Here is an 11827-nt window from a genome sequence, read left to right as displayed (position 1 = left end):
CATGGAATTCCAGCGGGCACAAAAAAGCCCGGCATTCGCCGGGCTTCCTGTTTCCATACCCTGAAGATCAGAGCGCGGTATCAGTGTGACGCTGGCGGCGTTCCAGGTAGCGCTCGACGTAGGAGCACGACGGGATGACGCTGTAGCCCTTGCGCTCGGCGAACTGCAGCGCGTGTTCGGTGAGAGCGGCGGCGATGCCGCGGCCGCGCAGGCTGTCCGGAACGAAAGTGCGATAGATGTCGAGCGTCTGCTTGCCCAGATCCATGTAGGCCAGATAGGCGCGATGACCATCAACAGTCGTTACGAACTGGTGGCTGGTTTCATCATGCTGGATGGACAACGACTCACTCACTTGCTCTCTCCTTCGCAGGGCCTCACAACATGACCCGCACCTGATTGATCTTGTTCAGGCGGAGGAACATCTCTGCCGAGCCGGTCCCCATCAGGACCGTGATATAGGCTCGACCGTTCTCCACCTTGTGCAGCACACCTTGATAGTAGGCACCATCGAACGTGATGAACTGCAGGCGCTTGCCGGTGTACTGGGCAAGGCTTTCAACGCTAACGAACTCATATTGCTGCGTTCTGGCCTGCGACTCAACCGTTTCTTGGGCCGAAACCATTTGATATTGGCTTTCCGGCGTGATTTTTTTCTTCAGCGGATCGACCCAGGCGAACCCCAGTGGTGCAACCGTTTGCTGATTTATTAGGACGACCGGATGCAGCATCTGGATCACATCCTTGGGCTCGAAAAATTGTAGGCCATCCCAGGCCATCCCCTCGGTAGGGGTCAGTTCGACGCGCAGCGAACGCGGGTCAGCCAGGTAGCGGCCGTAAGCCTCGAGCACCGGCTGGTCGAGGGCGATGCGCTGCTGGCGCAGGGCCTTGTCGAACTGCTCCAGCGACAGGGCGGTATAGGCCTTCGGGTCCAGGCCGAGCTTGCCCCGGCAGAACTCGCTGACTCGACGCTGGTACTGGTTGTCGTTCATCTCGACGACAACCTGTGACACCCGCGGCGGGTTCACGCGCATGTCCCCCGGGCGCTCGGAGACATTCATCAGCGTCATGCTGGTGTGCATATCGAGCATGTCACGGGTATCGCTGCGCAGATCGAAAGTCAGCGTCTGCGCGCCCGGCTGCATGCGGTAGGAGAACTCGATGTCCGATTCGAGGGTGCGGTAACCCATCTGCAGCAGCTCATCGACACCGATGTTGCGTACGTTGCCGCAGGCCACTTCGCTCATGGCGGTGAAGGCGCTCTTCTCCGCAGGCTGGGCATACAGCGACTGCATGAAGGGGCCGTGAATCTGCAGCTCGACGCCCTTCAGGTCTACCGACATCTGTTCCGGCAGCTTGCCCTCGGCCAGGCGCTCCTTGAAGCTGAGCAGTTCGCGCAGCCCGTTGAACTTCAACTGGGCGTGGGAAACCTTCAGGCTGTCGCCGGCCATCGGCACCCTGATCACCAGGTTCTGCAAGCCGACCTTGCCGTCGAAGGACGACGATATACCGCCGTAGGTGATCTCCATGATCGGCGAGAGACGGGCGATGGCGTCGTTCACCACGCTGCGCACGGAAAGCCAGAGCGACGCCTTGATGATCAGGGCAATCGCAACGACGGCAAACAGGGACCACTTGAAGATCTTCGACATGACAGGCACATCCTGGGTTGTGCGAGGGCGGTACGCAGAGATGGTGGCAGCTTAACAGCACGCTGGATGCCCCTCCACGAGCGCTGTCGGAATTTGCATACGCAGCGCACAGAAATCGCCCGGAATTTGTGGCACGCAGCTGACTCACCAGTCAGTCAAAACGCTTTACGCCCCAGGCCGGCGTCAGTATGTTCTGGCCACTTCCAACCCAAGGACTGCAATCCAGGACCCTCTGCCATGAGTGAGCTGATCAGCTACCAATTCGAAGACGGCATCGCCACCCTGACCCTGAACAACGGCAAGGTGAACGCCATCTCCCCAGCGGTCATCGAAGCCTTCAACCAGGCCCTGGACCAGGCGGAGAAGGACCGAGCCATCGTCATCGTCACTGGCCAGCCGGGCATTCTGTCCGGCGGCTACGACCTCAAGGTGATGACCTCCGGCCCGGAGAACGCCGTGAACCTGGTGGCCGCCGGCTCGACTCTGGCCCGCCGCATGCTCTCGCACCCGTTCCCGGTGATCGTCGCCTGCACTGGCCATGCGGTCGCCAAGGGCGCCTTCATCCTGCTCTCAGCGGACTACCGCATCGGCGTCGATGGCCCGTTCCAGATCGGCCTGAACGAAGTGGCCATCGGCATGACCATGCACCACGTCGGCATCGAACTGGCTCGTGATCGGCTGCGCCGCTCGGCCTTCACCCGCTCCGTGGTGAACGCGGAAATGTTCAACCCACGCGATGCCGTAGATGCCGGTTTCCTCGACAAGGTGGTCCCGGCCGAGCAGCTCCAGGCCGCCGCCCTGGAAGCCGCCCAGCACCTGAAGAAGCTGAACATGACCGCACATCGCAACACCAAGCTGAAAGTGCGCAAGCAGTTGCTGGAAACCCTCGACAGGTCCATCGAGCTGGACAAGAACCACCTGTCCTGATCGCCCGCCAACAAGAAAGCCCGGCCTGATGCCGGGCTTTTTCATGCCATGACTATTACCTAAAGAGCAATACTGATTAATCCTGTTTGCTATTTTTCAAAAATTATTACGCATTAACCTATAGATGAACCCAGAGAAAACCAACCGGAGGTGTTCATCATGAAACTCAACATCATCGCCGCCAGCGTACTGGCCGCCGCTACCGCTTTTGCCGCCCAGGCCAGCTTCGCCGAAGAGTCCCCGCTGATGCAGGACCGCATGGTTCACATGACCCAGGCTGCCATCCAGCAACAGCAGTCCGAGCAATCGGCCAGCCAGGTGAACGTCGAAGCCGCTGCCAAGCAGGGCTGAAACCTTCACACCTCCAAGCCGCCTGCAGCAGGTGACGTCATGCAGTCGAGCCCGAAGCGAAAAGCCCGGCGTGATGCCGGGCTTTTCCGGGACGATGACGCAGCCTCGGCAAGGGTCAGATAGCCATGAAGCCCGCCAGAATCCAGGAACCCACCGACAGCGCCCCGCCACCGACCACCGTGCGTCTGGTCGCCGTACTGCCATCTATCAATTCGCCTGATACCCGGAAGCAACCGGCATCGTTATTCAAGCGAACTGACCAAAGCGACACTGGGCCATCACTTCGCCGAGCCCGAATCGCCTCAATGAATCGTCAAGCCCACCGCTACGCCCGCAACGGCGCCCTCGCCGCCCTGGGGCTCTATACCATCGTGATTCTGGTGGTCACCGCCCTCACCGCCGGCTTTGATGGTGCACGCCGGGCCCCGGTGGACAACGTCGACCGCAGCGGGCTCTTCGAGCGCTTCAACCAGGCGGTTCCCGTCGCCCTACAGGGCCTTCAGGACGTTCTCACGCCGCACTCCTGAGCCCCCTTCACTGGCGCAGCACGCCAGGCTGGCCAACACTAAAGCCCTGCACAACGACTCCAGATTCCGCACCAGATGCACTGCAGGGTGGGTTTCAGCATGGGCCGAGTCATCGCTTCCGCCGTCTACAGCAAGGGCCGCAAGGTCTCCGACATCCCGCTCGAGGATGGTTACCGCTGGGCCTGCCAGCCTGACCACTTCGTCTGGACCGGCCTGCAGGAGCCGACACCGGAGGAGATGTTCAACCTGCAACGGCAGTTCAACCTCCACGAGCTGGCTGTCTCCGACGCCCTGGAAAAGCACAGCCGGCCGAAGCTGGAAACCTTCGGCGATGCGCTGTTCATCGTCATCTATTCGCCGATCCGCGCCGATAGCCGATTGATGTTCGTCGAAACTCACCTGTTTGCCGGCATCGGCTACATCATCAGCGCACGCCATGGTTTCTCCCAGTCCTACGCCCAGGTCCGACAGCGCTGCGAGGCGCGGCCGTTACTGCTGGCCCATGGCACCGACTTCGTGCTCTACGCCCTGCTGGATTTCGTGATGAGCAACTACGAACCGGTGGTGGAGGCGATCCGCGAGGAGATCGAGGAAGTGGAGCAGCAAGTGCTGCGCAAGTCACTGACCCAGGAGCAGATCGAGAAGATCTACGGCCTGCGCCGCGAGGTGCTCAAACTCAAGCACTACGCCGCGCCCATGGTGGAAATCTGCCAGGAACTGCAGCGCCTGGACTTTCCCTTCATCGACAAGCAGATGCGGCCCTACTTCCGCGACGTGGCCATCCACGTGAACCGCCTGCTGGAAGACCTCACCACTTTGCGCGACGTGGCCAGCCAGACCATCGAAGTCGGGCTGGCACTGGAGTCCTCACGACAGAGCGTGGTGCAACGCAAGTTCGCCGCCTGGGCGGCCATTCTCGCCTTCCCCACCGCCGTGGCCGGTATCTACGGGATGAATTTCGAGTACATCCCGGAACTGCATTGGCACTACGGCTACTTCCTGATCATGGGGTTGCTGGCGCTGGGCTGCGTCGGGTTGTACATCAGCTTCAAGCAGGCGGATTGGCTATAGAGAGCATTGGCAGCCATTCGGCGACGCGGAACGTAGGATGGCGTGGAGCGCAGCGCTACCCATCGAATGGTGTGCACCGGCTGATTCGTGCCGGCTGAGGCCAATCGCGGACAGAGTCCGCTCCTGCGTAAATGCCTGCTTCAGGTGCCGAACACTTCGCCAGCGCTCCCTGCAGGAGCGAGCTTGCTCGCGAACCGCCCGACGCCGGAGCAGCGGGGAAGACATCGCGGACGCAGTCCGCCCCTGCGAGATATCTTTGCGCTTGGGCCATCCCTCACCCTGGCCCTCTCCCAAGGGGAGAGGAGACCGTTCGGTGCAGGATGAAACGTCGGCAACAGCAGGCACGGACGGCTCCCTCTCCCCCTGGGAGAGGGTTGGGGTGAGGGGGGAAGACGCAGCGATGGGCTATCCAGAGAAGTCAGCTGCTCCTACACCAACCGGCGGCTGCAGGAGCGGACTTCGTCCGCGATCGGGTCGGCTCTGCACCTATCCAACCCGGACCGATGTCCCACGGCACCAACGAAAACGCCGCTCGATTGAGCGGCGTTTTCAGTCAGCACGGCAGAATCAGGCCGCGCTTTTCTTCTCGGCTTTCTTCTTCGCGTCGCTGCCCTGCTGGACGAAGCGCATCATCCACTCGCCCACCGCGGTGCCCTGGTGTGGACGCGCAAGGCTGTCGATGCCGGACTGGAACACCGGCTCGCTGAAGATGTGCTTGCGCAACTCGAGGATCGCCTGGGAATAGTCGCTCTGGAATTCCGGGTGGCCCTGGAAGCACAGCACCTGGTCACCAATGGCGTAGGCCGCGTTCGGGCAGAAATCGCTGGAAGCGATGCGGCGCGCACCATGAGGCAGCTCGGTGACCTGGTCCTGGTGGCTGACCAGCAGGGTCAGGCCATCGCCCAGCGACGGGCTCATCCACTCAGGCTGCTCCTCGATGCGGTAGTCGTGGATGCCCACGCCCCAACCCTGCCCGGCACGCTCGGCCTTGCCGCCCAGCACCAGCGCCAGCAATTGATGGCCGAAGCATACGCCCAGCAACTTGTCGCCGCGCTGGTAGAGCTTGAGCACGTAGTCCTTGAGGGTCTGGATCCAGGGATCAGTGCCGAACGAGTCCGCCTTGCTGCCAGTCACCAGGTACGCGTCGAACTTCTCATCATCGGGCGGGTAATGCCCTTCCACCACGTTATAGACCTTGAATTCGGCCGGAACGGGTTGCTTGGCGAACAGTTGCTGGAACATCCAGCCGTAGCCCTTGTACTGGTCGATGAGTTCGGGGCGGAGAATGTCGGTTTCCAGAATGCAGATGTGCAACGACATGCAGTGGTGATTCCTGGGGGGTTAGCGGCTGATAAGAATGGTTTTCCTGAAACTGATGAAACGCGCGTGAAAATTACGCCCTATTTTTTCACCGCACAAGATGCCGAAGCCGATTCTTGCGCAGGAATTTCAGGGGAAATACCGGAAAAATCGACTTCCTTCAATTGCACCGGCGCACAGGGGTGACGGCCGGTTGGCAAGGATTCAGATCAGGGACAGCGTTCCCAGTAGCGAGTTCGCGCTCAGCACCTGGGCGTATTCACCTTGCAGGTTGGCCAGGGACATGGCGTGAACCTCCTCCGCACTGCGCCAATTGCCGTTGAAATCGAGCTTGTCGAAGGCGAAACAGGCGTCCGCCACCACCCGAGTGGCAAAGCCCAGGTTGCCCGCCGTGCGCGCCGAGGCTTCCACCGAGTTGTTGGTACTCACTCCGCAGATCACCAGCGATTCGACGCCGCGCACGCGCAGCCAGCGCTCCAGGCCGCTGTTGATGAAGGCGTCAGGGATGTTCTTCTCCACCACGTGCTCGTGCTCCAGCGGCGCCAGCGCAGGCTGGAACTCCGCGCCGGGCTGCCCCGGCCAGAACGGCGAACCCGGCGTGCGCGAGATATGCCGCACGTGCACCAGCGGCCAGCCGGCCTGGCGCCAGGCTGCCAGCAGCACACCGATGCGTTGCTCGGCCTGCGGGTTGTTGCGCGGCTCGGAACTGGTGCGCATGCCGTTCTGCATGTCGATGATCAACAGGGCGGGAGCAGTCATCGCTGCGGTCCTTGCGAGTTGGGAGGCGCCATCCTACGGCCTGAGCAGGCAAGAAAAAACCGGCCAGGGGCCGGTTCTTCCGAGTGAGGACTTGTAGGAGCGAGCTTGCTCGCGAACGGCCCTGCTGTGGACTCGGTTCGCGAGCAAGCTCGCTCCTACGAAGTGCACGTCAGAAGGACTCTCCCCGCGCCGCTTTTTCCAGCAGCAGCGCCGGCGGCAGGAAGCGCTCGCCATACTGCTCGGCCAGGTACTGGGCGCGGGCGACGAAGTCCTTCAGGCCGTATTGGTTGATGAATTGCAGCGCGCCGCCACTCCAGGCCGCGAAGCCGATACCGAAGATCGAGCCGATATTGGCGTCGGCGGTGGAGGTCAGCACACCCTCCTCCACGCAGCGCACCGTCTCGATGGACTGGATGAAGAGAATGCGGTCACGCACGTCTTCCGGTGAAATCTGCGCGTCAGCCTTCTCGAAGCGCTGCTTGAGCTCAGGCCACAGATGCTTCCTGCCATTGGCCGGATAGTCGTAGAAACCCGCGCCAGCGGCTTTGCCTGGGCGCTTGTACTCGTTGACCATCAGGTCCACCACGGCAAAGGCCGGGTGCTGCGGCAACTGCTTGCCTTCGGCTTCCAGGTCCTTGCGGGTCTGCTCGCGGATGTGGGTCATCAGGCTCATCGACACTTCGTCACTGATCGCCAGCGGGCCTACCGGCATGCCGGCCTGGCGCGCCTGGTTCTCGATCATCGCCGCCGACACGCCTTCGCCGAGCATCGCCAGGCCTTCGTTGGTGAAGGTGCCGAACACGCGGGAAGTGAAGAAGCCGCGACTATCGTGGACCACGATCGGAGTTTTCTTGATCTGCAGGACGTAGTCGAAGGCGCGGGCCAGGGTGGCGTCGTCGGTCTTCTCGCCACGGATGATCTCCACCAGCGGCATCTTGTCCACCGGGCTGAAGAAGTGCAGGCCGATGAACTTCTGCGGCTGCGCCACGGCCTCGGCCAGACCGGTGATCGGCAGCGTCGAGGTATTGGAGGCGATCACCGCGTCCGCCAACGCGGCGGACTCGGCAGCGGCGCTGACCTTGGCTTTCAGGCCACGGTCCTCGAATACCGCTTCGATGATCAGGTCGCAGCCTTCGAAGTCGGCGTCGCTGGCGGTCGGCTTGATCCGTGCGAGGAAGGCGTCACGCTTCTCGGCAGTCATCTGGCCCTTGCCGACTTTCTTGTCCAGCAGGCCGGCGGAATAGGCCTTGCCCTTCTCGGCCGACTCCATGGAAACGTCCTTGAGCACCACCTCGATGCCGGCGGCGGCCGAGACGTAGGCGATGCCGGCGCCCATCATGCCGGCGCCGACTACGCCGACCTTTTTCGTCTGCTGCGGCGGGATGCCCTGCGGGCGGGATTTGCCGGCGTTGATCTCGTTGAGCTGGAACCAGAAGGTGCCGATCATGTTCTTCGCCACCTGGCCGGTGGTCAGCTCGGTGAAGTAGCGCGCCTCGATCAGCTGAGCCGTGTCGAAGTCCACCTGGGCACCTTCGACGGCGGCGCACATGATCTTCTCCGGTGCCGGGAAGCATCCCTTGGTCTTGTCACGCAGCACCGACGGGGCGATGGCCAGCATCTGCGCCACCGCCGGGCTGGACGGCGTACCGCCGGGAATCTTGTAGCCGGCGCTGTCCCACGGCTGCTTGGCGGCCGGGTTGGCGGCGATCCATTCGCGGGCCTTGGCCAGCATGTCTTCCCGGCTGGAGGCGAGCTGGTGAATCAGGCCGGCCTTGAGCGCCTGATCCGGGCGCACTTTCTTGCCTTCGGCCAGGTACGGCAGGGCCTTCTCCAGGCCGAGCAGGCGCACCATGCGCACCACACCGCCGCCGCCGGGCAGCAGGCCCAGGGTGACTTCCGGCAGGCCGAGCTGCACGTGGCTTTCGTCCAGGGCGATGCGGTGATGGCAGGCCAGGCAGATTTCCCAGCCGCCGCCCAGGGCCGCGCCGTTGATGGCGGCGACCACCGGCTTGCCAAGGGTTTCCAGGCGACGCAGCTGGCCCTTGAGCACCAGGATGCCTTCGTAGAAGGCCTTGGCGTCGGCCTTGGTGACCTTGATCAGTTCATTCAGATCGCCGCCGGCGAAGAAGGTCTTCTTTGCGGAGGTGATCACCACGCCGGCAATCGACTCCTTCTCGGCTTCCAGGCGCGCGACAGTGGCGGCCATGGCCTCGCGGTAGGCACCGTTCATGGTGTTGGCGCTCTGGCCGGGCATGTCCATGGTCAGGACGACGATGTTGTCCTGGCCTTTTTCGTAACGGATGGCATCAGTCATTTTTGTTTTCTTCCCAAGGGTGGGAGACCCGCAGGAGCGAGCCTGCTCGTGAATACTCCGCAGCGCGGACAGGTTCGCGAGCAAGCTCGCTCCTACGACAGTCAGATACGTTCGATGATGGTGGCGATGCCCATGCCGCCGCCCACGCAGAGGGTGGCCAGGCCGTAGCGCAGGTTGCGCCGCTCCAGTTCGTCCAGCAGGGTGCCGAGGATCATGCAGCCGGTGGCGCCCAGCGGGTGGCCCATGGCGATGGAGCCGCCGTTGACGTTGACCTTGCTCTCGGGCACGCCCATGTCCTTCATGAACTTCATCACCACCGAGGCGAAGGCTTCGTTCACTTCATAGAGGTCGATGTCCTCGGCCTTCAGGCCGGCCTTGGCCAGCGCCTTGCGGGTGGCCGGCGCGGGGCCGGTGAGCATGATGGTCGGGTCGGTGCTGGTCACCGCAGTGGCGACGATGCGCCCACGGGCCTTCAGGCCCAGCTCGCGGCCCTTGGCCTCGGAGCCGATGAGCATGGCAGTCGCGCCGTCGACGATGCCGGAGCTATTGCCCGGTGTATGCACATGCTCGATGCGCTCGACGAAGCTGTACTTGCGCAGCGCGCTGGCGTCGAAGCCCATCTGGCCCATCATCTCGAAGCTGGGTTTGAGCGCACCGAGGCCTTCGAGGGTGGAGTCGGCGCGGATGAATTCGTCATGGTCGAGCAGGACGATGCCGTTCTGGTCCGTGACAGGCACCAGGGATTTGGCGAACAGCCCTTCGGCGCGGGCCTTGGCGGCCTTCTGCTGGGAGCGCAGGGCGAAGGCGTCGACATCGGCACGGCTGAAGCCTTCCAGGGTGGCGATCAGGTCGGCGCCGATGCCTTGCGGGACGAAGCTGGTGTGCAGGTTGGTTTCCGGGTCCAGCGCCCAGGCGCCGCCGTCGGACCCCATCGGCACGCGGGACATGGATTCCACGCCGCCGACCACCACCAGGTCCTCGAAGCCCGAGCGCACCTTCATGGCGCCCAGGTTGACCGCTTCCAGACCCGAGGCGCAGAAGCGGTTGATCTGCACGCCGGCGACCTGCTCGTCCCAGTCGGCCACCAGCGCGGCGGTCTTGGCGATGTCCGAGCCCTGGTCGCCCACCGGGGTCACGCAGCCCAGGACGATATCGTCGACCTGCGCGGTATCCAGCTGGTTGCGCTGCTGCAGCGCACGCAGCACACCGGCCATCAGGTTGACCGGCTTGACGCTGTGCAGCGCGCCGTCCTTCTTGCCCTTGCCGCGGGGAGTACGCACCGCGTCGTAAATGAATGCTTCGGTCATGGCGTTCTCTCTTAGAGTTGTCGTCACGCAGGCGTGGCGTGTCGGCCTACCTTAGCGGCGTAACGGCCAGGGGCAATGACCGCAACGCTCAGCACAATTGACCGCCACGCTCAGCGACCGACCGGAGGCGCTCGGGCCGAAGGCTCTGGAAAGGGGTTGTCGGCGGCAGCGGACGAGCGGTCGAAAAGCTGAACGGCGTTGTCACGCCCCAGTCATATAGAGGGAATATGCCTGAAGCTGCGTCACTTGCTGCAAGATGGTCTAAGCCCGCGCGGCACTAGGCTTAGACTCCGTTATGCAGTGAATGAAAAGCGTGCAGATGATGCGAAGAGTGCCGTTGCCGGGTTTTGCCGGTTCGGCTGGAGACACCAGAAGCCAAGGTACGCGCCTCACTATCAACAGGCCGTGAGTGAGCCGTGCCAAGAACAAGAAAGGCGGAAGGACATCATGGACAAACAATCGAGAAAATGGCGGCAGGCCAGCCTGATCGTCTTCGCAACCACCGTTGTTTTGATCATTCCCAATCTGAGTCGTCTGGTCGGCTAGGGCCAACACCCGGCTATCCCGTCGCTGCGCACCGCGCGCCGCCATCCGCGAGCCACGGTCAACGCAGCACGGGAGGAGCCACCTCCCCTGCCTCATCCCGTCAGCCTCTGCTATGGTTCCGCGGCCCGATTCTTCGCCCCGGATGCGACCATGCGCCCACTGCTGTTGTTGCTGTTCCTGCTCTGCCCCAGCGTTTTCGCTGCGACCCTCACCCTGGAATTGCCCAACGGCCAGCACACCCTCAGCACTGAACAGCTGCTGGCCAACGCCAGGGCGCAGGACATCGAGATTCCCGCCGACGTCTCCTACAAGCGCACCATGCACTATCGCGCGGTGCCACTGGCTGCCTTGCTGGACGGTGTGAAGCCCGGCGATCACCTGCAGGCGGTTGCGCTCGATGGATTCGCCGCCGAGCTGCCGGCCGCGCCGTTGCTGGAGGAAAAGGGTTCGCGCGCCTGGCTGGCCATCGAGGAAGCCGGCAAACCCTGGCCGAAGCTGGGCGACGGCAAGCCTTCCGCCGGGCCTTTCTACCTGGTGTGGACCGATCCCAGGGCGGCCGGCATCGGCCCGGAGCAGTGGCCGTTCCAGGTTGCCAGCATCCGTTACCTGAAGCCGCTGGCCGAACGCTTCCCGGCGCTGCTGCCGGCGAAGAATGCGCCGAAGCAGGTGCAGCACGGTTTCGCCCAGTTCCAGAAGAACTGCCTGGCCTGCCATCGCCTGAATGGTGCCGGGGATTCGCAGTTCGGTCCCGATCTGAACATCCCGCACAACCCGACCGAATACTTCGCCGCGGATTATCTCAAGCAGTACATCCGCGACCCGCAGAGCCTGCGGCACTGGCCGGAGGCGCGGATGAAGGGGTTTGCCGCAGACGTGATCAGCGACACGGAGCTGGAGCAGATCGTCGCTTACCTGAAGCATATGGCGGGACGGAAGGTGAAGGCCGGCAGTTAGAAGCCGGGGCTCGTCGCAGGGCGCATAACGCGCCAGCGTTATCCGCCTTATCGATCTCGGCGGATAACCTGTTCCAGGTTATGCGCCCTACAGCACTACCCG

12 protein-coding genes are annotated in these 11827 nt (G+C 63.0%); 6 read left to right on the top strand and 6 right to left on the bottom strand.

The features are described from left to right. Positions 1 to 67: 67 nt before the first annotated feature. The gene (locus L6D89_RS11095) at positions 68 to 352 is read right to left on the bottom strand and encodes a GNAT family N-acetyltransferase (protein WP_024765462.1); all 285 of its coding nucleotides are present in this window, start codon (positions 350 to 352) and stop codon (positions 68 to 70) included. Positions 353 to 374: 22 nt separating this feature from the next. After that, positions 375 to 1649: a hypothetical protein gene (locus L6D89_RS11090; protein ID WP_236174494.1), complete on the bottom strand. Its 1275-nt coding sequence runs from the start codon at positions 1647 to 1649 to the stop codon at positions 375 to 377. 237 nt (positions 1650 to 1886) lie between these two features. Here L6D89_RS11090 and L6D89_RS11085 point away from each other — a divergent pair, with 237 nt between their 5' ends. From L6D89_RS11085 to L6D89_RS11070, 4 genes are all read left to right on the top strand, one after another. Beyond that, on the top strand, positions 1887 to 2576 hold the full coding sequence (locus tag L6D89_RS11085) for a crotonase/enoyl-CoA hydratase family protein (protein ID WP_236174495.1): 690 nt from the start codon (positions 1887 to 1889) through the stop codon (positions 2574 to 2576). Positions 2577 to 2735: 159 nt separating this feature from the next. Beyond that, the gene (locus L6D89_RS11080) at positions 2736 to 2927 is read left to right on the top strand and encodes a hypothetical protein (RefSeq protein WP_236174496.1); all 192 of its coding nucleotides are present in this window, start codon (positions 2736 to 2738) and stop codon (positions 2925 to 2927) included. A 305-nt stretch (positions 2928 to 3232) separates the two neighbouring features. Further along, positions 3233 to 3454 carry a hypothetical protein gene (locus L6D89_RS11075; protein WP_236199719.1) on the top strand — a complete coding sequence of 74 codons (222 nt, stop codon included), beginning with the start codon at positions 3233 to 3235 and terminating at the stop codon, positions 3452 to 3454. A 99-nt stretch (positions 3455 to 3553) separates the two neighbouring features. Then, the gene (locus L6D89_RS11070; RefSeq protein WP_017516914.1) at positions 3554 to 4525 is read left to right on the top strand and encodes a magnesium and cobalt transport protein CorA; all 972 of its coding nucleotides are present in this window, start codon (positions 3554 to 3556) and stop codon (positions 4523 to 4525) included. A gap of 567 nt (positions 4526 to 5092) precedes the next feature. Here the strand turns inward: L6D89_RS11070 and L6D89_RS11065 are convergent. Beyond that, positions 5093 to 5845, bottom strand: coding sequence for an amidotransferase (locus tag L6D89_RS11065; RefSeq protein ID WP_236199718.1), 753 nt, complete (start codon positions 5843 to 5845; stop codon positions 5093 to 5095). Between L6D89_RS11065 and L6D89_RS11060 the strand changes: the two genes are divergently transcribed. Then, complete coding sequence (locus L6D89_RS11060; protein WP_236199717.1) at positions 5834 to 6031, top strand: hypothetical protein; 198 nt, start codon at positions 5834 to 5836, stop codon at positions 6029 to 6031. The two genes, L6D89_RS11065 and L6D89_RS11060, sit on opposite strands and share 12 nt — an antisense overlap. Positions 6032 to 6049: 18 nt before the next feature. On the opposite strand, the gene L6D89_RS11055 is transcribed toward L6D89_RS11060, so the two are convergent. The 3 genes from L6D89_RS11055 to L6D89_RS11045 form a co-directional block, all read right to left on the bottom strand. Then, positions 6050 to 6604: a cysteine hydrolase family protein gene (locus tag L6D89_RS11055; RefSeq protein ID WP_236199716.1), complete on the bottom strand. Its 555-nt coding sequence runs from the start codon at positions 6602 to 6604 to the stop codon at positions 6050 to 6052. 169 nt (positions 6605 to 6773) lie between these two features. Then, the gene (locus L6D89_RS11050) at positions 6774 to 8918 is read right to left on the bottom strand and encodes a 3-hydroxyacyl-CoA dehydrogenase NAD-binding domain-containing protein (protein ID WP_236199715.1); all 2145 of its coding nucleotides are present in this window, start codon (positions 8916 to 8918) and stop codon (positions 6774 to 6776) included. Between the two features lie 101 nt (positions 8919 to 9019). Further along, positions 9020 to 10225, bottom strand: a complete 1206-nt coding sequence (locus tag L6D89_RS11045) for an acetyl-CoA C-acetyltransferase (RefSeq protein ID WP_205335082.1) — start codon at positions 10223 to 10225, stop codon at positions 9020 to 9022. A 696-nt stretch (positions 10226 to 10921) separates the two neighbouring features. Between L6D89_RS11045 and L6D89_RS11040 the strand changes: the two genes are divergently transcribed. After that, entirely contained in the window at positions 10922 to 11725 is an 804-nt protein-coding gene (locus L6D89_RS11040) for a c-type cytochrome (RefSeq protein ID WP_236199714.1), read from the top strand. The last annotated feature ends 102 nt before the right edge of the window (positions 11726 to 11827 follow it).

It is taken from the genome of Pseudomonas pseudonitroreducens, from assembly GCF_021603645.1.
GTDB classification, from domain to species: Bacteria; Pseudomonadota; Gammaproteobacteria; order Pseudomonadales; family Pseudomonadaceae; genus Pseudomonas; species Pseudomonas pseudonitroreducens.
The sequence above is the reverse complement of the archived record's forward strand: the minus strand, read 5'-3'. Positions and strand labels throughout refer to the sequence as shown.

Bases quoted from the DNA above. Each gene is read 5' to 3' on its own strand.
- L6D89_RS11065 (WP_236199718.1), bottom strand. From the start codon at position 5,845: ATGTCGTTGCACATCTGCATTCTGGAAACCGACATTCTCCGCCCCGAA.
- L6D89_RS11070 (WP_017516914.1), top strand. From the start codon at position 3,554: ATGGGCCGAGTCATCGCTTCCGCCGTCTACAGCAAGGGCCGCAAGGTC.
- L6D89_RS11055 (WP_236199716.1), bottom strand. From the start codon at position 6,604: ATGACTGCTCCCGCCCTGTTGATCATCGACATGCAGAACGGCATGCGC.
- L6D89_RS11045 (WP_205335082.1), bottom strand. From the start codon at position 10,225: ATGACCGAAGCATTCATTTACGACGCGGTGCGTACTCCCCGCGGCAAG.
- L6D89_RS11080 (WP_236174496.1), top strand. From the start codon at position 2,736: ATGAAACTCAACATCATCGCCGCCAGCGTACTGGCCGCCGCTACCGCT.
- L6D89_RS11085 (WP_236174495.1), top strand. From the start codon at position 1,887: ATGAGTGAGCTGATCAGCTACCAATTCGAAGACGGCATCGCCACCCTG.
- L6D89_RS11075 (WP_236199719.1), top strand. From the start codon at position 3,233: ATGAATCGTCAAGCCCACCGCTACGCCCGCAACGGCGCCCTCGCCGCC.
- L6D89_RS11090 (WP_236174494.1), bottom strand. From the start codon at position 1,649: ATGTCGAAGATCTTCAAGTGGTCCCTGTTTGCCGTCGTTGCGATTGCC.
- L6D89_RS11040 (WP_236199714.1), top strand. From the start codon at position 10,922: ATGCGCCCACTGCTGTTGTTGCTGTTCCTGCTCTGCCCCAGCGTTTTC.
- L6D89_RS11050 (WP_236199715.1), bottom strand. From the start codon at position 8,918: ATGACTGATGCCATCCGTTACGAAAAAGGCCAGGACAACATCGTCGTC.